The organism is Brevibacillus reuszeri (assembly GCF_002897295.1).
In the GTDB taxonomy this organism is placed as follows: Bacteria; Bacillota; Bacilli; order Brevibacillales; family Brevibacillaceae; genus Brevibacillus; species Brevibacillus reuszeri_A.
Genome location: NZ_BEXF01000020.1, coordinates 64,938 through 87,887, shown reverse-complemented (window position 1 = coordinate 87,887; position 22,950 = coordinate 64,938). Strand labels below are relative to the sequence as shown.

Genomic DNA, 22,950 nt, shown 5'->3' with positions numbered 1-22,950 from the left:
ACAGCTTTTATTCTCATGCTGAACTATCTAATTATCGCTGCAACAACTGCCTAATTTTATGATGAGCCATGGGGAATGTATACGAGTCCAGCTCCTCCCATGCTTCGTAACGGGCATGAGTCGGTAATTCCTCACCATCAATCCAGTCACAGGACCAGACCTGCATGTTCCATTGCAAATGGGAGAAAATATGCTGAACCTCGCCAATCGGCTCCAGCACCTCGACATCGATACCGAATCGCTCGCGCAGTCCATTGGCAAGTGCTTCACGTTTGGCTGTGTCCTTGTCTGCATCGGACTCCACCATCGGGAATTCCCACATCCCAGCCAAGAGCCCCTGCTCCGGACGCTTATTGATCAATACCTTGCCATCACGCACGATGACACCAACCTGCAGGCTTACAGGACGCGGCGGCTTTGCCTTGCCTTTGATCGGCAGCTCCTCCTGAACGCCTTCCTGTCGTGCCATACAGTAATCAAACACCGGACAGGTCAGGCATTGCGGCGTCCTTGGAACACAGACCATCGCACCTAGCTCCATCAATGCCTGGTTGAAATCTCCGGCTCTCCCGACAGGAATGACTTGCCTTACGAGATGCTCAATTTTGATTCGTGTGGCAGGTTTGGCGATATCATCGGTCAAATACAGCAAGCGGGAAAATACCCGCATGACATTGCCATCTACGGCTGGCTCGGCCTTTTCATACGCGATACTGAGGATCGCTCCTGCTGTATACGGACCAACGCCTTTTAGCGTCGAGATCTCCTCAGGTGTATCTGGCACGACACCACCATAACGCACCGTTACCTCGCGGGCAGCCGCTTGCAAATTACGAGCGCGGGAGTAATAGCCAAGCCCCTCCCACGCCTTGAGCACTTCTTCCTCTGGTGCCTTGGCCAAATCGATTACGGTCGGAAATTTTTCCATGAAATTTGCATAATAAGGTTTAACGGTTTCTACCCGAGTCTGCTGCAGCATGATTTCCGATACCCAGACTCGATAAGGATCGCGGTTAATGCGCCAAGGTAAATCACGCTTCTGTGAGTCGTACCAGGCTAGCAAATCCTTGGCGAATCCGAATACGTGAAATTCTTCCGGCAATGTATACTGCAAACTGGTTTCTTTTTTCCTTGCCATTTCTTTTTTGTCTGCTCCTTTTGTTAAAAGCTATAGCTCGGCGGCGCGAAAAGCCCATACATTCAGCTTGCCCGCTCCCGCCACACAGTTGCAAAAGTCCCGATCAGCGAGGCGGACTGCCTTGATTTGCTCGTATTGCTCCAACGTCTCTACATCAAAAGCTTCTACGAACAATCCTGGCTGATCCACACCTTCCCAGGAGCGATACTGCTTTGCGCCCATTCCTTCCATGCGGGCAGCCATATCAGCGAGCAGCAGCATCCCTTTGGTGCGCTTTTCAGGCTCTAATTTATATTCGATAAAAACAGTGATCACATTAAGCGCCCTCCCCTTCGAGGTTCATCCCCTACATCATACCTTTCTAGCCCAATGGGAACAAGCTCACAATTTTTTTCAGCAGAATGAGGGAAATATATCGTCCCGCGCGCTATAATAAACAATAAAGATCAGCCTGTAAGGAAGGGAGGAAGACAACGATTCCATGGATACCGCCACACACTTTGCCATGGGCTTTGGATTAGCCGGTCTCGCCTATCTCGATCCTGTTGTAGCTTCTACTCCGGCACTCGCAGGAGCCGTCATGATCGGCACGGTCATCGGCTCACAAGCACCTGATCTGGATGGCTTGGTCCGCCTCCGTGGCACCGCTGCCTATGTACGCAACCATCGGGGAGTTTCGCACTCTGTTCCAGCACTGTTTCTCTGGACAGGAGCGATCTTTGTCCTCATACAGGCAATTATGCCGCAAACACATTGGTTCCATCTGCTCAGCTGGATCTTTTTAGCGGTTTGCCTGCACGTATTCGTGGACTTGTTCAATTCGTATGGCACCAAGGGCTTGTACCCGTTTCGCGATAAATGGGTCGCTCTCAACGCCATCTTCATTTTTGACCCGTTCATTTTCGCCGCTCACCTCGTCGGCTTCTTGCTTTGGGCTTCGGGCGTCGATCCGGGCAGGTCGTTTCTTCTGATATACATCATTATCGCCGGCTATTACTACTGGCGGGTTCAAGTACAAAAACGAACGACAGAGCTGGTGCGTCAACGCATCGGAAAAGCTGGGACTTACACGATCATCCCCACACTTTCGTGGACGTACTGGACTTTTGTTGCCAAGACTGAGCACCACTGGTACGTAGGCGAGGTTGTTTCCGGTGACGTCGTCATTCTCGACACGTTTTCCATTAAGCCCGAAAATGAGCGTATCGCAGCTGCCAAAAAAAGCTTCAAGGTGCAATCCTTCCTCGCCTTCACCCATCATGTGCATGTGGAGACTAAGGAACGTCCCTTTGGCTACGAGGTAAAATGGATCGATCTGCGCTATCGCTCCCGCTTTCAAGGGAAAAGTCATTACATGTTCGTCGCGGTTGTGTATCTCGACTTTGATCTGACCATTCGCGATTCGTTTGTTGGCTGGATTCATCGCGGTGAGGATCAGCTTAGCAAAAAATTGGATTCCAATCGGCAGTTAGGGTAAGATATAAGAAAAACTAGGACCGTCCAAAAAGCAAAAGCTTTGGGCGGTCTTTGTCTTTCTCATCTGACCCGCTTCCTTTGTGCAAAATTGCCCCTTCATACCACGTCAGAAACCGATTACGATCGTTTTACAAGCAATCTTAAATCGTAAGCTGACTGGAGGACCTGCCATGATACCCATCCGATATTCTAAACGTACCATTACCGATCAAGGGCAAATTGACGCCTTTTTACTCCAAGCCAAGGTCGGTAATCTCGGTTTAGCAAACGAGCTCGAGCCGTACATTCTTCCTTTGAATTTTGCCTGGTGGAATGGCTGTATTTACTTTCACGGCGCTGATTCAGGCCGAAAAATCGAGATGATAAACGCCAATAATCGCGTGTGCTTCAGTGTCTGTGAGGAGTATGGCACGGTGGCTGATCCTGTGCCTGCCAATCTGGACACGATGTACATGAGTGTATTTATATCGGGCACGATCGAACGCGTACAGGAGCCTGCCGAGATGCGTGACGCCATGCAAGCCATGATCGACAAATACGTGCCCGGCTACTATTCCGCTCCTTTGTCGTTGCAGCATGTGCTCAAGTATCGTTCCTCTATGGGAAGTGCCACCGCTATTTTCAGAATTACCCCGACGTCCATTTCGGCAAAAGGAAACCCTCATTCCGAGAATATGCAGTATTACCCGGGAAGAAAAGTGGAGATGGATGTTTAAACAAAAAAGACACGCTCGCGCATTATCATGCAAGCGTGTCTTTCTCTTTTTTACAGGATAGCTGGAGCCGTCATCCCCGTAGTGATTGCAATTCGGTTCCAGCAATTGATTGTATTGATTGCCATAATGAGTGCTACACATTGGTCTTCGTCAAAGTGCTCTCTGACCTCTGCATACACCTCATCAGACACACCGCCATTCGTAATGACTGTCACAGCCTCAGTCAAGGCAAGTACAGAGCGCTCCGCTTCCGAGTAAACAGCGGATTCTCTCCAAGCATTCAGCAAGTAAATACGTTGCTCTGTCTCTCCCAGCTTGCGCGCATCCTTCGTGTGCATATCGAGGCAAAAAGCGCAGCCGTTTATTTGCGAAGCACGAATTTTGATCAGCTCGATAAGCTTTTTGTCGAGGCCACTTTCTTGCACAAATTTTTCTAGCTGAAGCATTGCTTGATATGCTTGCGGGTTTACGTTGCGATAGTTCATTCTTGCTTTCATGATCATCGATCCTCTCGCCTTTTTATTGGTTTACACCCTCAAAGACGACTACCCACTCGATCTTGTGACAAAAAATCATGCTTTCATGGCAAGATGGGATAATTTTTCTGGATTGACCATCATGTAAAGCCGTTCGATCCGCTCCTCTTCTGGATGCAGAACGAGTTGGAAGGTAATTTTCAATTCGCCATCTGAAATCAGGGCAATTCCGTCCTGACCGTTCATAGAGCGAACCTCCATCGTCGAGCTAGGTGCCCACCGGGGCCAGATCCCGAGTAAAAAAGCAACGACACGCTGATCCGTGTAAATAGGATTGATAGCCGCTTTTACTTTTCCGCCGCCATCACTTACAAGAACAGCATCGTGAGTCAGCAAGCGGATCAACGTTTTGGCGTCAGATTGCGATATTGCTTGGATGAGCTGTGTGACCAATCGGGTGGATCGCTCCGGCTGCGCCTCTGTCTGCAAGCCGGCTCCCTTGAGCTTTTGTCCGGCACGACTGAACAGCTTGCGGCAGCTATCCTCTGTTTTTTCCAGCATCTCAGCGATTGTACGATAATCGTAGTCAAGAGCGGTACGCAACACGTAAACAGCACGCTCAATTGGGGTGAGTGTATCGAGCAAAACGAGCAAGCCGTAGGACACAGCCTCTTTTGCCATCACTGCATGCAAGGGATCGTTCTCGCTTTTTTCATCCATAAACGGTTCAGGCAGCCATTCTCCTACATACTGCTCCCGTTTCCAACGCGCGGATTTTAACAAATCCAGGCAGCGATTAGTCACTGCCTTGCACAAATAGCTTTTTACATGGTGAATGTCGTTGATGTCATTTTGCGCAAAAGCAAGAAACGTCTCCTGTACGATATCCTCTGCCTCGGTAACCGACCCGAGCATACGATAAGCAAGTGAAAACAGGAGGGCCTTGTACTCTTGATAAACATCCTCCATGCGATCCTGCATTACTTGGCCTCACCAAACTGCCAGATCGTATGGCTGAGACTGCCGTAACGGAAGCTCATATGCACTCGCTTCGCAAAGCGAGCATCATCTGCTGCCCCCATCACATAAACCAGCGGAACGAAATGCTCGCTGCCATATACAGGAACGGCCTTTTCCGCATGAGGAGCGAGCTCACGATATTTCGCCAGATCGTCTACCTTCCATTCAGTCAGCGTATTTTCCAGCCATTCCTCAAACTGGAGTGCCCACTCAAATGCACCACCGGATGTCTCGCGCATGTCGATGTAAGAAAAATTATGAACGGTACCGCCACTTCCGATAATGAGTACGTCTTTTTCACGCAGCGGACTCAGTGCCTTTCCAATCGCATACTGCTGTTCGATCGTCAGATTTGGGTTGACGGAAAGTGCGACGACCGGAACATCTGCATCCGGGAATACATGTCTCAGCACGACCCAATGTCCGTGGTCCAGCCCGCGCGTTGAATTGAAGCTGACAGGTACACCCGCCTTTTGCAAAAGCTCGACAGTTTCTTTGGCGATTTCGCTGTCACCTTTGGCCGGGTATTGAATTTCATACAGCTCTTGCGGAAAGCCGCCAAAGTCATGGATCGTCGGGAATGTATCTACGGACCCAACGTTTTGTTCAAAAGCCTCCCAGTGCGCCGAGAACATGACGATTGCGCGTGGACGACGCGGCAGAAGACTTGGCAATTGATTCATGGCTTGTGTATATACGTTGTTTTCAATCGCAAGCAACGGAGCTCCGTGAGCGATAAAAAATGATGGCATCATGGGAAACACTCTCCTCTGAAAGCTATATAGCTTTACTTTATAAACTTAGTTACTTTTTGTAAGTATTATAACGCATATTTGTTTTGTTTACTATCCCCTTTTTTGTCGGGGGGGGGGGGGGGTAGTGGAGGAGAGGAAACAGGAGAAAATGCTACAGCTTCTTGGGCCACTAGCTTGGTTGATTCACTGGACGGCTCCATTTCTAAAGAGAAACCGCGTCCAAAAGTAGCCTTTTCAAGGTGATTCTCAAAGGTGGACGCTTAAAGGCGTGTTTCTCTTTATCCATTGCGCCTCGGTAGGTGTCCCAAAGAGCTTCGCATTTTCTCCTGTTTCCTCTCGCCAGCTTTTGATTTCCTCCTGGCATTTTTGGGGGCCTTCTCATTGTAGTATTGAAGAATATCCTTGGTGCAATGCAAAAAAAGCTTGCCGCATTACACGACAAGCTTTTGATGAGTGAGCCTGCAATTATTTCGCAGCTGCGAAACGCTTGCTTACTTCATCCCAGTTTACTACGTTCCAAAACGCCGCGATGTAGTCAGGGCGTTTGTTTTGGTAGTTCAGGTAGTAAGCATGCTCCCATACATCCAGACCGAGGATAGGTGTTTTGCCTTCCATTACAGGGCTGTCTTGGTTAGGAGTGGAAGAGATAGCCACTTTTCCGCCTTCAGCAGTCAGCCAAGCCCAGCCGGAACCGAAGCGAGTTGTAGCTGCTTTTGCGAATTCAGCTTTGAAGTTGTCAAAGCTTCCGAAAGCCGCGTTGATAGCGTCAGCCAGCTCACCAGTTGGTGCGCCGCCGCCGTTCGGGCTCAGGATTTCCCAGAACAGAGTGTGGTTTGCATGTCCGCCACCGTTGTTGCGAACTGCAGTGCGGATACCTTCTGGCAAAGCATCCAGGTTGCTGATCAATTCTTCAACGCTTTTGTTTTGCAGGTCAGCATGACCTTCGAGAGCAGCATTCAGGTTGTTTACATACGTAGCATGGTGACGTCCGTGGTGGATCTCCATGGTTTGAGCGTCGATGTGTGGAACCAGTGCATCATGTGCATAAGGCAATGCAGGAAGTTGATGTGCCATTTTAACATTCCTCCTCAAAATATGTATGGGTCAAGCTTCGCCTTTATTATACTTCAAAGAACGTACTTTTACAACAAATCGGTTTGCAAAGTATATTAATCTATTCATTTATTTCAGTAGATTTCCATCTTGCAAACAGGGTAGAGCATGCTAGACTTGGATTAATACAAACTAGAGAATCAGGTGATCTTTTGTGGAAATGGACTTATCAACCATTATCTTTCTCGCATTCTTCGGGTTTGTCGCTGCCTTCATTGACAGTACGGTAGGCGGAGGTGGGCTGATCTCTCTCCCTGCTCTCTTGGGTTTAGGAATTCCTCCCTACCTGGCACTGGGTACGAACAAACTCGCAGGTACAATTTCGTCCGCTACCAGCTCCGTAACCTTTATTCGAAACGGCAAGTTTGACAAGAAGCTCATGCTTATCCTCTTTCCCGTCTCATTAATAGGGGCCTACTTTGGGGCAAAAACGGTACTGTTTGTTCCTCAGGAGCTATTAAAGGTACTGGTTATCATCATGATGGCACTGATTTTTGTCTACACCTTGTTTAACAAACGGTTCGGTCAAGATTCCAACTTTAAAGGCCTCACCAAGTTCACACTCGGTGTCGGGATTCCCTTTACCTTTTTAATTGGATTTTACGATGGCTTTTTCGGACCGGGAACCGGTTCGTTTTTCGTTTTCTTGATGGTGCTCTTGTTCGGTTATGATTTTGTGATCGCTGCCGGGAATGGACGGATTCTGAATCTGGCGAGTAACATCTCCGCCTTGTTCGTTTTCGCTATGGAAGGCAAGGTTATTTTATTGACTGGTCTGGTCATGGGTGTCGCTATGCTTCTCGGTGCGAGCATTGGTGCGCGTGTGGCGATCAAAACAGGCGTCCGTTATGTTCGTCCGTTGTTCTTGGCTGTTTCTATCACGTTGATTACAAAAATGATTTATGAATTGATTTTTACGTAGGTCATTGAAAGAAAAGAGCTTTAAAGTAAAGTGACTTCCGGACTGTAGTGGAGGAGATGAAAAAGGAGAAAATGCTCCAGCTTCTTGGGCCCTCTGCAGTGAGGTAATACAGGTGTAAGCTAATAGGAAAAGGAGCGGATTACCCGCTCCTTTTCTCACTTACAATGCCTTGATATCCTCTATCAGCATTTCTACATTTTCTTTTTTCGTAGCCCAGCTCGTACAAAATCTCACAACACTGTGATTGTCATCGAATTTTTCCCATAAGGAAAAGAAATACTTTTTGCCCAATTCGCTTAGCACATCATTATGCAAAATAGGGAACTGCTGGTTGGTTACTGAATCATAGCGGAATGAGTATCCTTTTTCGATAAATGCCTCTCGAATCATCATCGCCATTTCAACGGCGTGACTCGCAATCTCATAATACAGGCCATCCTCAAACAAGGTTTCAAACTGTATTCCGAGCAATCTGCCTTTCGCGAGCAGTCCTCCTCTTTGCTTGATGAAATAGCGAAAATCTTTTTTCAGAGCATCATTTGTAATGACGACTGCCTCGCCGCACAATGCTCCCACTTTTGTTCCTCCGATATAAAACACATCGCAAAGCCTTGCGATATCTGCCAAAGAAAGATCACTATCTTTTGAAACCAGTCCATATCCTAATCTGGCGCCATCCAAAAACAGTGGCAAGCCATGCTCGCGACAAACCTTGCTTAATGCTTCCAGCTCTGCTCTGCTGTAGGTTGTTCCATTCTCGGTAGGGTGAGAAATGTAAACCAAGCCTGGTTGTACCATATGCTCATGAGTGACATCATTCCAGTGAGCGTCATACATTTCCTTTACCTGCTCAGCCCGAATTTTCCCATCGTCACTCGGCAACGTAAGTACTTTATGACCAGTCGCTTCAATTGCCCCTGTTTCATGTACGGCTATATGACCGGTACTAGCAGCAACTGCACCTTGGTGCGGGCGCAATATGGAAGCGATAACCGTCGTATTCGTCTGTGTTCCCCCGACTAACAAGTGTACGTCTGCATTCTCCATATCACACGCTTTTCTAATGTACGCCTTGGCATTTTCACAGTATTTATCCATACCATACCCAGGTGTCTGCTCTTCATTTGTTTCCAGTAACCGTTTCAAAATGCGCTTATGGGCACCTTCTGCATAATCATTTTCAAATCGAATCATTTTTTGTATCCTCCCCTACCTGTCTAATTTGTTTTGGATCAATAGCATAGAAGCATGTATTTCATTTATCTCTTTTTGTGATAACCCTTGCAGTAGCTCTGCTATTTGTTCATCCGATTTTTCATTCAACTGCTGAAAAAGAGCCATCCCTTTCGGAGTCAACTGAATCAAGCTGACTCTACTATCTAAGGGTGAGCTTTCTTTTATAAGCAGTTCATCCTTGCTGAGCTTGGCAATGATTCTACTCATGTAGCTACGATCAATTTTTAGCCTTTCGACCAGATCATTTGCGATGCACTCTCTCATGAAGCCAATCTCCAAAATCACCCGTGCCTCGGTTAAGGAATATCCGGTATCCAATACATGCTTTTCCAAAATCCCGAGCAGGATGGTGTAAAACCGGTTGAATTTTCGTATATCTGAAATGATGTCCTGCTGCATGACGCTACTCCTTTTTAGTGGACTTTGTCAACAAATAATGTAGTTTATTTAGTGGACTCTGTCAACATATTTCCCTTCATTTTGTGGAGGTTTACATACCTTTACGCAAAAGAAAAAAGCCTGACATTCAGCCAGGCTCCTCCCCCTACTCATCGTTTCCTTTTCTCTGTTTCAAGCGTAAAATGATGCCATCAATCAGCAGGCCGACGCCCGCCAAATAAAAAGGGGCTGCAAATCGGGTTCCTTCACCGATCGGCAGATCTTTCATGTACACGATAAATACCCCGATAATAAAGCCAATCATCGTGTAGCGCAGGCGAGTCGGCCCCATAACGACATCCCTCCGCTTTATTTACCGAATTTATTTGGCATTTTCATGTTTTTCATCGTACGGCTCATCTGTTTCAGTTGCTTCTGGTTAAGGTTCATCCCCATAGAACGGGCCATGGCTTGCAGCTGCTTGTCGTCCATTTGCATATTGGAGACCTGCTTTTTCAAATAATAAGTTCCTCCGGCAAATCCGCCTACGAGGCCAAGTAAGAGTGTAACAATCGGAATTACCCAGTTGTACCAAGCCATCAATACATTACCATCCTCTTTGCGTAATTATATACATGTTCATTGTACCATAGTTGGACAATCTGTACATTGCACCATCGGAAATTGATGAGTCCGCCTCAAGCATGATCGCTACTTCTAGCATATCCTAATTGCAAGAGGTGATGTGACAATGAATCCTATCGTCATTCTCGATGCCGGCCATGGTGGTGTCGATCCTGGGGGAGGTAATAATTCCCAATTTTCAGAGAAGGATATGACCCTCAAGATATCAACCTACCAATACAACCGACTCCAAGAATTAAACATTGCCGTCGCCATGACGCGAACAACAGATACTACCCTCTCAAGCGATGCTCGAACTGCGATTGTCCGCAACAGTGGGGCTCGTTATTGTATTTCCAATCATATCAATTCTGGCGGCGGCAGAGGCTCCGAAGTCATTTACTCCATTTATGGCTCTGCTGCATTCCCTCGCTTGATTCAGGAGGATTTGGAAGCAGAAGGCATGCCTAATCGACGAATTTTTACTCGTACGCTTCCTAACAATCCCGGACTCGACTACTACTATATGCATCGGGAGACGGGCAGCGTGGAAACAGTCATCGTGGAATATGGCTTTGCCGACAACCCATTGGATGCAGATAAGCTCGCCAAAGACTGGAAAGACCTCGCAGAAGCAGTCGTTCGAGCCTTTTGTGAGTATGCCAAGCTCCCTTATCAGCCGCCAAAAACGACACCGACGCCAACACCGACCAGCTCACCAGGCAATGGCGGGGGGACCGGCAATCCTGGCAACGGAGGAGGTGGCACTTTGCCCGATTGGAAACAGGAAGCAATCGACTGGATGTTTGACCAAGGGCTGCTCACCAATGAAGATTGGCGCAGCCAAGCTGACAAGCCTTTGCCCCTCTGGGCTGAAGCAGTCATCCTCAAGCGTCTGTATGAAAAACTGAAAAACTAAGCCGAATTTGTGGAGGTAGTGTGCCTTGGGATTTGATCTGGGCTTAATTATTGCCTTTGCCCTGGCAGGCACTGCTACCCTTTCCGACGTGCTTCGCATCCCCAAAAAGCTGCGTAGTTGGGTAGCTGTCGTGCTGATTCTCGGACTGTACATGGTGAATCAGTGGTTGTATTCACCCGGCTTTGACTGGAAGACAGCATTGCTCGAGGGCTTGACCGCGGGTCTGGCCAGTGTCGGGATTCACTCTTCTGCCAAAAACACGCTGGAGCAATTTAGCGTAAGCAAAACGAACGAGAAGCAAAACCAGATAAAAAGCAAGAACAACGATTCTCAATCCGCGGTATAACGTGTTAACGGTGTGTCAGTCAAACCCGAATAGTTTTTCTTTGCCGGTACACTTATCAATTCGTCCTCTGGAAAGCGATAGGCGGTCAGCATTCCGCCAAACACGCAGCCCTGGTCGATATTGAGTGTGCCGTTTTTGCGTTCTGGATTCGGGCGTGGATCATGTCCCCACACAATAAGCGGCTCCGTAGCCTTGCGCTCTTTTGCCCACTCTCTGCGGATCGGACGACCATCTGGCCCTGTTCCGGCTACATCCCCGTACCTGCAAAAGGTTTGTACCGCTGACGACTCCATCCCGATATAGTCATCTTTAATTCCTGCATGGACAGCGACTGCGACCAGCTTTTCATTTCTCCTGATCATCATGTGCGACGGAGAAGAAAATAGAAGACGCCGACTTTGCTCGCGCAGAAGCGATGCCTTTTTCGGTCCAAATTCTTGCTGGTACATGCGCAGCTCTTCTTCTACCTTTTCGTCCCCATGGGCAAGCGTAACAGGCCTTCCGTCGAGCCAACGCGCCACTTTCCATCCATGATTGCTATCGACCATCTCAGCAATGCCGGATGATGTGTGCAGCAAAAAAAATTGCAGCATCTTGATTGATTGTGGTCCACGACTTGTAATATCTCCGAGGGAAAGGAGCTTTCGACCTTGTGGATGGCGATACGTCCCATCATGACCTCGCTCATACCCCAAGCGCCGCAAGAGTTCGATAAACTCGTCATAACAACCATGAACATCTCCGACGATATCTACTCCCTTGTCTGCCGAAAGCACCTTGGATCGTGTCTGAGGTTTGTGCCTCATCTTACACTCCCTCCTTTCCAAAAGCTATTACTTACTATCTTTACCACATATACAAAAAAAACTCACTCTCTATTCAAAAGAGTGAGCCTCCTCGTCATTTCCTTTTTTTGGCGCAGTCATATCTAACCCAAATTATGTGTGTGTACATAGATCGCCGCCTGTGTGCGATCCTCTACATTTAGCTTAGCCAATATGTTGCTTACGTGGGTTTTTACCGTCTTGATCCCAATAATGAGCTCATCGGCAATTTCCTGATTGGATTTGCCCTGACCGATCAGTTTGAGCACCTCTAGCTCACGTGGCGTCAGCTGTTCATGCGGATGCGCTTCCTGTCCATGACGGAAACGCGCCATAATTTTGCCGGCAACCCGTGATTCCAGTACAGGCTCTCCTGCGACCGCAGAACGGATCGCTTTGACAATCTCGGCAGCACGCGAGGTTTTGAGCAAATAACTAAACGCACCAGCCTCGATGACAGGATATACCTTCTCATCGTCGATAAAGCTCGTAAGCACGATCACCTTGCTGGAAGGACAAGCCTCGCGAATGCGTCTGGTCGCTTCTACACCACCGATACCTTCCATCACCAGATCCATCAATACGACGTCTGGACGCAATTCAATCGTCATCCGAACGCCTTCTTCCCCGCTGCCCGCTTCCGCTACGACTTCAATATCGTCCTCAGTTGAGAGATAGGCAGCCAGTCCCATCCGTACCATTTCATGATCATCAACAAGTAATACCCGAATCACAAAGATCTCACCCTTCCCGTTCTGCCTGTGACATCAGGGGAATCCGCACCTCGATTTGCGTTCCCTTGCCTATCGCTGAATAAATCTCCATCGAGCCGCCTACCTCGGCAACCCGTTCCTGCATGCTGCGCAAACCATAGGACGTCAGCTTATCTCCATCCGGATCAAAGCCTACCCCGTCATCTGACACCCGCATACGAACCTGCTCTTGCAGAGTAAACAGCTTAACGGTAATCAGGTTGGCTCTGGCATGCCTCAGCGTATTGGAGAGCGATTCCTGCAGAATTCGGAACAGATGATCCTCAATTCCACTCGGCAAGCCTTCGACGTCTTCGATTTCCCACGTCAGCTCCATCGTATTTTTACGTGTGAGCTCATCTAAAAGTTCCAAAATGGCTTCCTTCAACGTTTTGTTTTGCAAAGTCGCCGGGCGAAGATGCAACAATAGCGCTCTCATCTCCGCCTGTGCTGCGGCTGCCATTTCTTCAACCAGTTCAATTTGCTGGCTGGCGCGCTGCGGATTTTTTTCGACCAACCGCTTCATCGCTGCTGTGGTCATTGCAATGGCAAACAGCTGTTGACTGACCGCATCATGCAGCTCACGCGCCAGTCGCTGTCTTTCCTCCGTCACAGCTGCATGCTTCAGCTGTTCGGCAAGTGCCGCATTCGAATTAGAAAGGCGCTGCAAGGATGCCACCTGCTCTTCCCATTGAGATGCAAGCCTGTTTAATTGCCAGCCGAGCTCTCCTACCTCATCGACTCCAAGCTCTGGTACACGGTACGATAACATTCCCCGCCCCAGCTTCATTGCCGCTTCGCCCAGAACAAACAGTCTCTTTTTCAACAGGTTCCCACCGATGTAAGAGATAATCAGGGCGACAATCAATCCAGCTGGCAATGAAATAATAAAGGCCACTAGCTGAATCAGCCAATCTGGGTCTGGGGATAATAGTGACCCTCTGTTGTCACCTAGCCACAGTACGATTTGGGGATCATGGATGATCTTGAAATACCACTGATGGATACTGGGATCGTTTCTCCACTGAAAGTAGAGCGAAAAGAAACAAATAAATGCTATCACGATCGCACTGACGGCCATTGTTACACCGTAGCGCACATACTGCCATTGTATACTTGCCAACCGCTGTCGACGCATCCGCCAGTACCTCCTAGATGTACTTGACTTTTATATCGCCGACTAGCAGCGAGATATGCAAATTTACTTTATGCACCGCCTGATCATAATGATCAGAACGAATCATCAGGCTTCGATTGACCCCGCCCTGGCGGTGACTGAACACTTCCAAATCGCCAACCGTGAGCTCCGCTGATACTAAAACGGGAAGATCGACAGGGACGTAGATCGTAACGTCGCCAACCCATCCCTCCACTACGAGAAGCGCTTCCTCTTTCATCAGCATAGCCCGAGACAAGTCAATCACAACATCGCCAATGCCATGCCATACATGCAGTTGGCTCAGCTCGAACCTGCCCGAGGTCAGGTGAAAATCACCAATCAGCGAGCTGCGGGAATCTTTCGGCAACATGCGGTCTCGATAAACGGTCGAACCATCCTTGTCCCCTGACTTCGCACCGGGCGGTCTCCATTTTGTCCAGCTTTCACTTTTCGTTTTAGGCTCATCAGCTACACCTTCATCATCAGGCATCGACTCAGGCTGGAAGTCGAGATCATCTTTTGCGAGCACTGTATCCCTTTTTGGGAGCGGGCCCTTTTGCCGCGTTCTGCCCCGCACCAGGCGGAAGCCGAAGTAAATAAAGACGAAGGGTACTGCTAGTCGAAACAAATCATCTATGCCAATGCCAAACCACATTTCGAGAGCGATGATCGTACCCAGACTGATCAATATGCCGCCGCCGATCCGATTGTTCTGCTTCCACAACCGTGCGCCAAAGTACACCAAGAGCATCGGCCACAGATCAAACAGACCGAACGTGATTATATGCAACCCATTTAATAAAAGGCCAATCCCAGTCAAAATGATCAGGACACCAGCCAACATTTTGTGCAAGCGGGACAATTTCACAGAAGTCTCCTCTCTTACGCCCCATGCCGATCGTTTTCACTCTGACCGTTACGACATGTATAAATGAATGCAGGTGGTATATTCAGCAAGGTAAAGCTGGTCTCTACCCTGGAAAAACGTGCCTGCAGCTCAGCTTGGAGTTGTAGCGAATATTGGAATGTAATGAACAGCCCGCCTGGTTTCAGCACGGATTGGACTTCATTCAAAATGTCTGTCCGTAGCTCTTGCGGAAAGTTGGCAAAAGGCAGCCCTGATATAATCACATCTACCTGCCCAAGTTTTAATTCCTCCAAGTAATCCCGCAGTCTCGTTGCTTCCTCCATGATCGGAATCTCCGGAAATCGGGAGTGGAGCATCGACCGAAACTGGGAGTCGCGCTCTACAAGCACATAATGGGTATCGGGACGTATATTTTCATAAATCGCTTGCGTAAAAGCACCCGTGCCAGGCCCCAGCTCAAGTATGACATCGGTGGAAGCCCAATTAACGCGCTCCAGCATACGTGCACTTAAAAACCGAGAGCTGGGAATAACGCTGCCGACACGACCGGGCTCAGCGATAAACCGTCGCAAAAAGACCAAGAAGTCTACCAAGAACTGTACCTCCTAGGGGGAAAAGCAGCCTGAAATCCAGGCTGCCTAGTTGCCACACTTTATTCTACACCTGGTCCCCTAGTTCCTGTCCGATTAGGACTGCTCTGGTTTTTGGACCGGTGCTTTTTTCTCTTGCAATGAGGCTTTGATGTTTGCAAGCTCGGAATCGAGATCATCCTTCTCCAGCTGGGACAAAGCATTCTCCCATCCATAACCTACATTGGAACCGCGCCATTGTCCACTCATTTGTGCCTCTGCTTCCATGCGCATAACCTTTTCTTCCATTCTTGCAAAGCCGCGGCCAGCTGTTTGGTTGCCAATACCTACAACCGCTTGATTTACTTGTTTTTGTGTACGAGCAACTTGCGCACGCGCCATCAGTGTGAATTTTTTAGCACGCATTTTATAGAACTCTTCTTTCAGCTCAGCCAGCTTCTCACGCATTTGCGCTGCTGCTTCTGAAGCCGACAAGTAGAGGGTTTCGTATTCTGCTGCACGTCCTTCATACTGCTTTTTGTCTGCCAAAGCGCGGCGAGCGAGCTCATCTTCGCCTTCGGTCAGGGCCAGCTTCACCTGGCGATCACGTTTTTCGATCAGTGCGTTGGCCTCATCCAGCTGCTGGCGGAATTTCTTTTCCAGGGCAACCTGGCGAGCTACCGCTACTTCAACCTGTCCAATTTCTACTTCCATGTCACGCATGTACTGGTTCAGCATCACTACTGGATCTTCCATCGAATCCAATGCATCATTCACAGAAGCTACTGTCAGGTCACGCAAACGTCTAAAGATACTCATTTTTTATTTCCTCCTCATCATATCACATCATATAGTTTCATCCAAAAGCCACATTCGACAAAGTTACTTACGGCTGGCGTCTTGTTACTCTTTTTTCCCAGTCATCCAACGTATCTTCTTTCAATACTCCTTTTGCCCACTGACGCTCCCAAGCTGGTGGTGCTTCTTTTTGTTCTGGCCGCGGACGCAATAGGCGGTATCCCAAATAGATAACCCCTATGGCCAAGATGCTGTGGAACAAGAGGTGCAGCTTCCCAAACAGCATCAACAGCCCGAACAGGAAGACAATGACTCCCCAAAAGCGTGAGCCCGAATTACCCATTACTTTGCGAGCTCCGTACAGCATGATTACTGAAGGAATCAACACGCCAATCAAGTCGCCGCTGTCGATTCCCAGTTGGTCCAACAGAACCAACCCGCCAATTAGCAGCAGAACCAGCCCGAGTAGTATCTTTCCAGACCGTTCGCTCATCCTTTGCTTGCCTCCATTCGTTGTTGATGTGGTGCAGGTCGACCTTATGACCTTATTGTAGCCCCGAGCATAGGCTCCCCATAACGGGCGAGCGGTTGGTTTTTCCCTCCGTCCTTGGACGGATACTGCTTCCTGCTCCAATCGGACGAGCCTTGCAAAGCCTTGCAGGACCTTGCAGGACCTTGCCGAATCATAGCTTGCATTACCTGGACAAAACGTTACGCCATCAGACAAAATATTGTGGCAAAAATGTGAACAAATCATCGAAAAAGAGGAAATATTGGACAAGCGTAGAATCTGTGTTGAGTATGCGTGTAAAAAAACATCGAAAATAGCCGAGTTCCGCCTGGCGGAAACGGGGGAACCAAGTTTTTGGGGTGAATGGCTGTGTATCACGGCAGTCTAGGGCGTCCTTTCGACCGAACCCTTCAGCTAACCTCGTAGGCTCATGGGAGGAGCAGTTTCTTTTGCGCAAGTTGGTAGTATCTTTTATTATGGCTGGATTGCTGGCGATGGGAGCCGGTGCTGCACAGGCTGCTGAAAGCACATCTTTGAATGATGTGGTAAGCGATCTGTACGGCGTTCCTTACAAATCGTCCGGTACATCCAAAAAGGGCTTTGACTGCTCCGGTTTCACACGCTACGTATTTGATGCGTTAGGTGTAGACTTGCCTCACAATTCTGCGGCTCAATATGAAGTAGGAGAATCCGTCGAGAAGAAAGACCTTCAACCCGGCGACCTTGTCTTCTTCAATACGAATGGACGCAGCATTTCTCATGTTGGCATCTACATCGGAAACGGCACATTCGTGCACTCGGAAACTGGCCGTGGCGTCGTCAACACCAAGTTGAGCGATCCCTACTACTGGAGCAAGCGTTATGTAGGTGCAAAGCGCATCAACACGCCTGTTCTGGAAGCAAAGGCTGAAAACCCGAAGAAGGAAAACGCGGTGCAAGCTGCATCGTTGCCGGAAAATCAAGCAACTAAAAAGTAGTTCGGCAAAAAAATAAGAGCCAGGGACTTCGCGTCTCTGGCTTTTTCTGACGAAACTTAGTACCTGGTGTCATGAGGTGACCTCACTTATAAGTATTTGATTATAGTGAGGGGCATACTTGCCTTTCCCTGGTCAAAGCATGTTATGATAGATAGACATGGTAAATAATTTTTTTCTGATTTCTCGTTTCCATATTAATAGAAGTAACTGGGGGTATAACCGGTGAAGGATCACATATTAATTGTCGATGACAACCTCGAGATTATTGAACTCTTAGAAGACATATTGGAAAACGAAGGCTTTCAGGTGTCCACAGCCGAAAATGGCGAAGATGCACTGCAGATGCTCAGCCAGGGCCATCGCCCGAATCTCATTCTGCTAGATATTATGATGCCGAATATGAGCGGCTATGAGCTCTGCTCCCAAATTCGCCGTGAGTGGGATTTGCCGATTCTGTTTCTAAGTGCAAAAGGAAAAGCTGTGGACAAGGTCGTAGGCTTTGAAATCGGTGCCGATGATTACATTACCAAGCCTTTTGATACGGAAGAGCTACTTGCCCGTATTCGTGCCCATTTGCGCCGCTATGAGCGCATTCGCAAGCATACCGAAGAGCAGCCGGATAAAGAAGCTGCCAACTCTTCTATTACAGTCCTCAAATTTAAAGACCTGGAAATTCATAAAGAAACGTATTCTGTCTATGTCAGCAATGAGAAAATTGAGCTATCCACCAAGGAATTTCAACTGCTCACATTCCTCGCTGAAAATGCTGGCATCGTGTTTACACGGGAACAAATCTACGATCGTGTCTGGGGCTATGGCTACGGCTCGCTTAATACAGTGACCGTCCACATTAAAAACTTGCGTGAAAAGCTGGAGACGAACCGCCAGTTCATTAAGACACAATGGGGGACAGGCTACGTATTTATCGGGGAGAAGCAATAAATGAGCTTGCGCAATAAACTGTTTCTTTCGTTTATCGCTTTGATCACACTGAATATCCTTTTGTTCAAATTCGTCTTTCAAGACATCATTGTTGACCAGCTAAAAAATGACAGACACAATCAATATCAATACGAAAAGGAAGCAGCGGAAAAGGTTCGAGTCAATCAGCTATTGCGTACGAGCAACTTCAAGGACCCTACGGAGCGTCAGGAGCTGGAAAAGCAGCTTCCTGAGGACGTCATGTACCGCATGGTGATCAAGGACGCAAACGGCAATACGATATTCAACAAAACCTCGCAAGCTTATGATTTAAAGGTCCCTTCGTCCACTTCGAACCGGAGTTCCTCCAAAAAGGGGGACCTCAAGACGGTTGCGGAATACCACTTTCAACAGGAGCCGCCACGCGAAGGGGAAATTGTCATTTATTTTTACACAGACGACTATGACATCATGTCTACAACTGGTGTATCCATGATGCTTTGGTTTATTTACGGAAGCCTTGTATTGGTCGGTCTGGTGCTACTCACTCTATTTGTCCGCTGGATTTTGCGCCCTGTGAGCGAGCTGTCACGTGTAACTCAAGAGATTCGCGGAGGAAAGCGACTCGTCTCATTTACCTACAAATCCCATGACGAGTTCGGTCAATTGTTTCGCTACTTCGGGGATATGGTGGATGAGCTGCGCTTTTCCGAGGAACGTCAATCTGAGATGATCGCCTCGATCGCCCACGACTTCCGTACACCGCTGACTACAATCAAGGGATACGCTTCCTACATCGGCTCAGGACGCGTCACTGAGCTTGAGCGGATTCAGAAGCAGATGAGCAAAATCGAATTGAAAACGTCTGATCTGGAAAAGCTGCTGGACGAATTGCAGGACTTTAGCCAGCAAAGCACTGAAGTAAGGCTCAACATTAGCCGGATTCATGTAAAAGGGTTCTTGAAAGGGATTATTGAAGACTATTTGACCCGCATCAAGGACGCAGGCCTTTCCTTCCAGTGGAAGCTGCGTGTTTCCAACGAGCTGCATATTGAGGCGGATGAAACAAAGCTGCGCCGGGTTATGGAAAACCTGCTCAACAACGCGATTTACTACAATAAGCCAGAAGGCTCTATCATGATTACCTGTGACCAGCGTGAAGGACATGTGCTTTTCTCCGTGATTGATAAGGGTGAGGGCATCTCCAGTGAAGACCTGCCCAAAGTATTCACCAAATTTTATCGCGCAGAAAAGTCCCGCAACCGAAACAACGGTGGTACGGGACTTGGTTTGACAATCTCCCAAAGCATCGTTCGACGACATGGTGGAGAACTGATGGTAAACAGTGAGCTCGGAGTCGGAAGCAGCTTCTCGTTCACGATTCCTTTTTACCACATTTAAAATTTATATAGATTTATTCTCAGTTAATATATTTTTTATTTTTCTCTGTTACATTATTACTTGTAAGCATGTTGCTTTCAGTGATAAATAACCCCCAGTTCGGTATCTGACACAACACGGCGTAACCCGTAGGTGAAAAGATGCCCTTTTTTTTGTCCAAAAATCCCCTTCCTTTTTTAACGTGCAAGAAAGTTTAAGTGCTTCAACGTATAAAAGCAATCTTGCTTAAACTTTCTGGAACGCATAAAAACCTTCCATTAAAACGCGGTCGCTCATCTAAGAGGAGTCCTCGATAGTGGGTTTTTTTATCCTCTCTTCTCTACTCTCATGGGCAAGCCATTTTTCGGCCGCAATGTAACCAACGGCTCTGGCTCTACCTTTTGATCAGGAGTTTCTAGGCGCAATCGATAGCGCTGGGCGATCGTCGCCAAAAGCAGAGCTGCTTCCATCAAGGCAAAGTTATTCCCGATGCATACACGCGGACCTCCCCCAAACGGGAAATAGGCATAGGTCGGAATTCGTTTTAGCAAATCGCCCTCAAAACGCTCAGGGATAAACTCGTCAGGATTGTCAAAGTAACGGTGATTGCGATGCATGACGTACTGGCTCATCATCAAGGTCTCCCCTGGCTGATAAGTATGGCCGCCGATCTCTACCTCTTCCACGACCTCCCGGTTAATCGTCCACGCCGCTGGATACAGCCTCAGCGTCTCCTGTACAATCAAATTCGTATACGTCAGATGAGGCAAATCTTCGACTGTAGGCAGCCGGTCACACAGGACCGTCGACAGCTCATCCTGGAGCTTTTTCTCTGCTTCTGGATGTGTAGCCAGCAAATAAAAAATCCAGGACATCGTATTGGCTGTCGTCTCGTGACCTGCCACAAAAATGGTCATAACCTCATCACGCACTTGCTCGTCAGTCATCCCTTCGCCGTCATCCTCGTCTCGTGCCGCCAAGAGCATCGACAAAAGGTCATTTTTCCCATGATCCCCACTTTTACGTCTTTCCTCGATCAACGAAAAAATCGTTTTGTCCAATGTCTCGTTCGACTCCATAAACTGGCGATTGCTTTTTGTCGGTACAGACAGCGGTATGTCAATAAACGAGGACGCCTTGTTGGCAACGTACTTCAATCCGATATCAATCGCCTCTCCAATTTGATCGGCGCCTTCTTTGATGCTTTTGCCAAACATCGTCTCGGTAATGATCGCCAGCGTGACCTTCATCATATCGTGGTGGATGTCGCGAACTTCACCGTCCCTCCATTCGCTCATCAGGTCAACCCCTTGGCGAACCATGACCTGACCATAAGCAGCAATTCGTTCACGATGAAAGGCTGGCTGCATCAATCTTCTTTGCCGCAAATGCTTCTTCCCTTCACTCGTAAGAATTCCGTCTCCTACGACTGCTCTCGCTACTTGCAGCCCTTTTCCTTTGCGAAAATGCGCTTGCTTGGTCACCAGCACTTCTTTGATCTGATCTGGATTCGTGAGCAGGTAGACATGGCGTTTCGGTCCAAATCGAAAATGCACCACATCACCGTGCTCCTCAGAAGCATTACGGATAAACTGTAGCGGATCACGGCGAAAGGATAACAGATTCCCCGAGAGCGGCAGACCCTTTGGTCCCGAAATCGTTACATTCATAACGTCCTCCTTGTGGTAAATACGGCATGTTACGGAATAGTATCCAGCACAAAAAGGAGATTATGCGAAAAAAATAGCCACCCGAAAATCGGATGACTATAAAAAAAGACTGCAAGCTAGTTTGTAATTGATTGTTGTGTACGCAGCAAGCGTGTTGCAACCAGACGCTCCCGCACCTTGATTCCAATGAGGGCAGCGAGCACTGCCTTGATCACGCCTACCATCAAAAATGGTGTCGCGCCGAATGCAAACGCTTTGTCCCATGGAACATCCAGTACAAATTTCAATTGAATGGAACCAAAAATCAATGTAACGATCATCCCGATAATATTGGCGATCACAGCATTTACGAAGGTAAAGCTCGTCTTTTCCAGATACAGGCCCGTTACATATGCGGTCACGATAAATCCGAAGATATAGCCTCCGGTTTTCCCAACCAATACTTGCAAGCCGCCGCTAGCCTCTGTAAAAACTGGCAAGCCGATCGCACCAAGCAGCACGTAAATCAAAAGTGCTACCGTTCCGTAGCGACTGCCCAAAATCGTAGCAGTCAAGCCTACAGCAAGCGTCTGCGCCGTAATCGGGATCAAAGGCAATGGAATCGTCAGCTGGGACAAGACAGCCGTAATCGCAGCAAAAATAGCAGATAAGAGAAGCCACCTCAAGCGTTCATTTCTCATGCGTATAGCCTCCGTTTGTTAACTAAAATTATAATAAGGTTAACAAAATAATAATACGCATGCTGGGAATTGTAAATGCCCCTATGCAAATTTAGCTGAGGTCGTTGTCTGCAAACGCCTGTAGCTGCGTGAGCGACTGCACCGTGTGATCAATTAAAAAGCGCAAGTCGTCAATATTCCCCTCGTCAATTTTACGATAAAAATCAAGAGTTACCTGATTCCGCAGATGCTTTGGCGGCCACTCGATCCGATTTTCCTCTACCTTGGCCTTCAGCGTTTGTGTTATGTATGGTCGACTTCCCCATATATCGTCCAGAATCGTTGTGATTGATCTTATTTTTTGCGGAACATCCTCATGATTCGTCATCGGCAAATGAAAATGAATACAAATCGTACAGCCAACATGCTCTGTCAACGGCTGCTCCAGCTGTTCAGCAGCAATATCAGCCAGGCTTGTTCGCAGGTGCATCTCTGCGATTACAGCTTGCTCACTTTTATCCCGATCCACTAATGTAAACTCTATTTGAAACATCCGGTGAAAAGAAGCCATATCCATCACGTCCAAGCGCCCGGTAATGGTGATGGCGCCCTCAAAATCACGATCGTATACTGCTCCTTCCAGCACCACCCTGATGTTGTCAAATACTAACGGATGAAACATCTGTTATCCTCAGTCCCTTCCAAAAAGCTGTCTCGTACAAGCCTTCTTATCATTCTAGGAT

General features: G+C 48.0%; 28 protein-coding genes and 1 riboswitch. Of the genes, 8 read left to right on the top strand and 20 right to left on the bottom strand.

Features of this window, described 5'->3' with window-relative positions; translation table 11 throughout:
- Positions 1–31: 31 nt before the first annotated feature.
- Together mutY and C3B52_RS25640 are read right to left on the bottom strand one after the other, a co-directional pair.
- Positions 32–1,138 carry an A/G-specific adenine glycosylase gene (gene mutY, locus C3B52_RS25645; RefSeq protein ID WP_103109224.1) on the bottom strand — a complete coding sequence of 369 codons (1,107 nt, stop codon included), beginning with the start codon at positions 1,136–1,138 and terminating at the stop codon, positions 32–34.
- Positions 1,139–1,168: 30 nt separating this feature from the next.
- Positions 1,169–1,453, bottom strand: coding sequence for a hypothetical protein (locus C3B52_RS25640; protein ID WP_103109223.1), 285 nt, complete (start codon positions 1,451–1,453; stop codon positions 1,169–1,171).
- 166 nt (positions 1,454–1,619) lie between these two features.
- On the opposite strand from C3B52_RS25640, the gene C3B52_RS25635 reads away from it, so the two are divergent.
- A complete protein-coding gene (locus tag C3B52_RS25635; RefSeq protein ID WP_103109222.1) occupies positions 1,620–2,615 on the top strand; it encodes a metal-dependent hydrolase in 996 nt (331 codons plus the stop codon).
- A 169-nt stretch (positions 2,616–2,784) separates the two neighbouring features.
- On the top strand, positions 2,785–3,330 hold the full coding sequence (locus tag C3B52_RS25630; RefSeq protein WP_103109221.1) for a pyridoxamine 5'-phosphate oxidase family protein: 546 nt from the start codon (positions 2,785–2,787) through the stop codon (positions 3,328–3,330).
- A 50-nt stretch (positions 3,331–3,380) separates the two neighbouring features.
- Here C3B52_RS25630 and C3B52_RS25625 read toward each other — a convergent pair whose 3' ends face one another.
- The 4 genes from C3B52_RS25625 to C3B52_RS25610 form a co-directional block, all read right to left on the bottom strand.
- On the bottom strand, positions 3,381–3,827 hold the full coding sequence (locus C3B52_RS25625) for a carboxymuconolactone decarboxylase family protein (RefSeq protein ID WP_164684925.1): 447 nt from the start codon (positions 3,825–3,827) through the stop codon (positions 3,381–3,383).
- 75 nt (positions 3,828–3,902) lie between these two features.
- Entirely contained in the window at positions 3,903–4,787 is an 885-nt protein-coding gene (locus tag C3B52_RS25620) for an RNA polymerase sigma-70 factor (RefSeq protein ID WP_103109219.1), read from the bottom strand.
- The gene (locus C3B52_RS25615; RefSeq protein ID WP_103109218.1) at positions 4,787–5,581 is read right to left on the bottom strand and encodes a dioxygenase family protein; all 795 of its coding nucleotides are present in this window, start codon (positions 5,579–5,581) and stop codon (positions 4,787–4,789) included. The genes C3B52_RS25620 and C3B52_RS25615 overlap by 1 nt, the downstream gene beginning before the upstream one ends.
- Before the next feature lie 465 nt (positions 5,582–6,046).
- Positions 6,047–6,655 (bottom strand): superoxide dismutase, encoded by a 609-nt coding sequence (locus C3B52_RS25610; protein ID WP_103109217.1) that lies wholly within the window; start codon positions 6,653–6,655, stop codon positions 6,047–6,049.
- A 193-nt stretch (positions 6,656–6,848) separates the two neighbouring features.
- Between C3B52_RS25610 and C3B52_RS25605 the strand changes: the two genes are divergently transcribed.
- Positions 6,849–7,616, top strand: coding sequence for a TSUP family transporter (locus tag C3B52_RS25605; protein WP_103109216.1), 768 nt, complete (start codon positions 6,849–6,851; stop codon positions 7,614–7,616).
- Positions 7,617–7,775: 159 nt separating this feature from the next.
- Here C3B52_RS25605 and C3B52_RS25600 read toward each other — a convergent pair whose 3' ends face one another.
- The 4 genes from C3B52_RS25600 to C3B52_RS25585 form a co-directional block, all read right to left on the bottom strand.
- The gene (locus C3B52_RS25600) at positions 7,776–8,810 is read right to left on the bottom strand and encodes a threonine aldolase family protein (protein ID WP_103109215.1); all 1,035 of its coding nucleotides are present in this window, start codon (positions 8,808–8,810) and stop codon (positions 7,776–7,778) included.
- A gap of 15 nt (positions 8,811–8,825) precedes the next feature.
- Positions 8,826–9,251, bottom strand: a complete 426-nt coding sequence (locus tag C3B52_RS25595; protein ID WP_103109214.1) for a MarR family winged helix-turn-helix transcriptional regulator — start codon at positions 9,249–9,251, stop codon at positions 8,826–8,828.
- A gap of 145 nt (positions 9,252–9,396) precedes the next feature.
- Complete coding sequence (locus C3B52_RS25590) at positions 9,397–9,582, bottom strand: hypothetical protein (RefSeq protein WP_103109213.1); 186 nt, start codon at positions 9,580–9,582, stop codon at positions 9,397–9,399.
- Between the two features lie 17 nt (positions 9,583–9,599).
- Positions 9,600–9,830, bottom strand: coding sequence for a YneF family protein (locus C3B52_RS25585; protein ID WP_049736898.1), 231 nt, complete (start codon positions 9,828–9,830; stop codon positions 9,600–9,602).
- Between the two features lie 151 nt (positions 9,831–9,981).
- Between C3B52_RS25585 and C3B52_RS25580 the strand changes: the two genes are divergently transcribed.
- Both C3B52_RS25580 and C3B52_RS25575 read left to right on the top strand, forming a co-directional pair.
- Positions 9,982–10,773: an N-acetylmuramoyl-L-alanine amidase family protein gene (locus C3B52_RS25580; protein ID WP_103109212.1), complete on the top strand. Its 792-nt coding sequence runs from the start codon at positions 9,982–9,984 to the stop codon at positions 10,771–10,773.
- 25 nt (positions 10,774–10,798) lie between these two features.
- On the top strand, positions 10,799–11,119 hold the full coding sequence (locus tag C3B52_RS25575; RefSeq protein ID WP_103109211.1) for a hypothetical protein: 321 nt from the start codon (positions 10,799–10,801) through the stop codon (positions 11,117–11,119).
- Here the strand turns inward: C3B52_RS25575 and C3B52_RS25570 are convergent.
- The 7 genes from C3B52_RS25570 to C3B52_RS25540 all read right to left on the bottom strand — a co-directional run bounded on the left by C3B52_RS25570 (position 11,104) and on the right by C3B52_RS25540 (position 16,582).
- A complete protein-coding gene (locus C3B52_RS25570) occupies positions 11,104–11,925 on the bottom strand; it encodes a metallophosphoesterase (RefSeq protein ID WP_103109210.1) in 822 nt (273 codons plus the stop codon). The two genes, C3B52_RS25575 and C3B52_RS25570, sit on opposite strands and share 16 nt — an antisense overlap.
- Positions 11,926–12,047: 122 nt before the next feature.
- Positions 12,048–12,677 carry a response regulator gene (locus C3B52_RS25565; RefSeq protein ID WP_103109209.1) on the bottom strand — a complete coding sequence of 210 codons (630 nt, stop codon included), beginning with the start codon at positions 12,675–12,677 and terminating at the stop codon, positions 12,048–12,050.
- Positions 12,678–12,684: 7 nt separating this feature from the next.
- Positions 12,685–13,833, bottom strand: a complete 1,149-nt coding sequence (locus tag C3B52_RS25560) for a HAMP domain-containing sensor histidine kinase (protein WP_103109208.1) — start codon at positions 13,831–13,833, stop codon at positions 12,685–12,687.
- Between the two features lie 13 nt (positions 13,834–13,846).
- Positions 13,847–14,722 carry a cell wall-active antibiotics response protein LiaF gene (gene liaF, locus C3B52_RS25555; protein WP_103109207.1) on the bottom strand — a complete coding sequence of 292 codons (876 nt, stop codon included), beginning with the start codon at positions 14,720–14,722 and terminating at the stop codon, positions 13,847–13,849.
- Positions 14,723–14,736: 14 nt separating this feature from the next.
- The gene (locus C3B52_RS25550) at positions 14,737–15,315 is read right to left on the bottom strand and encodes a class I SAM-dependent methyltransferase (protein ID WP_103109206.1); all 579 of its coding nucleotides are present in this window, start codon (positions 15,313–15,315) and stop codon (positions 14,737–14,739) included.
- A gap of 93 nt (positions 15,316–15,408) precedes the next feature.
- The gene (locus C3B52_RS25545) at positions 15,409–16,110 is read right to left on the bottom strand and encodes a PspA/IM30 family protein (RefSeq protein WP_103109205.1); all 702 of its coding nucleotides are present in this window, start codon (positions 16,108–16,110) and stop codon (positions 15,409–15,411) included.
- Between the two features lie 67 nt (positions 16,111–16,177).
- Positions 16,178–16,582 (bottom strand): LiaF transmembrane domain-containing protein, encoded by a 405-nt coding sequence (locus tag C3B52_RS25540; RefSeq protein ID WP_103109204.1) that lies wholly within the window; start codon positions 16,580–16,582, stop codon positions 16,178–16,180.
- A 323-nt stretch (positions 16,583–16,905) separates the two neighbouring features.
- Positions 16,906–17,044, top strand: a riboswitch (cyclic di-AMP (ydaO/yuaA leader).
- Between the two features lie 5 nt (positions 17,045–17,049).
- Here C3B52_RS25540 and C3B52_RS25535 point away from each other — a divergent pair.
- From C3B52_RS25535 to C3B52_RS25525, 3 genes are all read left to right on the top strand, one after another.
- The gene (locus C3B52_RS25535; RefSeq protein ID WP_103109203.1) at positions 17,050–17,577 is read left to right on the top strand and encodes a C40 family peptidase; all 528 of its coding nucleotides are present in this window, start codon (positions 17,050–17,052) and stop codon (positions 17,575–17,577) included.
- A gap of 222 nt (positions 17,578–17,799) precedes the next feature.
- A complete protein-coding gene (locus C3B52_RS25530; protein ID WP_103109202.1) occupies positions 17,800–18,519 on the top strand; it encodes a response regulator transcription factor in 720 nt (239 codons plus the stop codon).
- The gene (locus C3B52_RS25525) at positions 18,520–19,899 is read left to right on the top strand and encodes a sensor histidine kinase (RefSeq protein WP_103109201.1); all 1,380 of its coding nucleotides are present in this window, start codon (positions 18,520–18,522) and stop codon (positions 19,897–19,899) included.
- A 305-nt stretch (positions 19,900–20,204) separates the two neighbouring features.
- On the opposite strand, the gene C3B52_RS25520 is transcribed toward C3B52_RS25525, so the two are convergent.
- The 3 genes from C3B52_RS25520 to C3B52_RS25510 form a co-directional block, all read right to left on the bottom strand.
- Entirely contained in the window at positions 20,205–21,548 is a 1,344-nt protein-coding gene (locus tag C3B52_RS25520; protein ID WP_103109200.1) for a cytochrome P450, read from the bottom strand.
- A gap of 116 nt (positions 21,549–21,664) precedes the next feature.
- Positions 21,665–22,228: a biotin transporter BioY gene (locus C3B52_RS25515; RefSeq protein ID WP_103109199.1), complete on the bottom strand. Its 564-nt coding sequence runs from the start codon at positions 22,226–22,228 to the stop codon at positions 21,665–21,667.
- A 91-nt stretch (positions 22,229–22,319) separates the two neighbouring features.
- On the bottom strand, positions 22,320–22,889 hold the full coding sequence (locus C3B52_RS25510) for a hypothetical protein (RefSeq protein ID WP_103109198.1): 570 nt from the start codon (positions 22,887–22,889) through the stop codon (positions 22,320–22,322).
- Positions 22,890–22,950 lie beyond the last annotated feature (61 nt).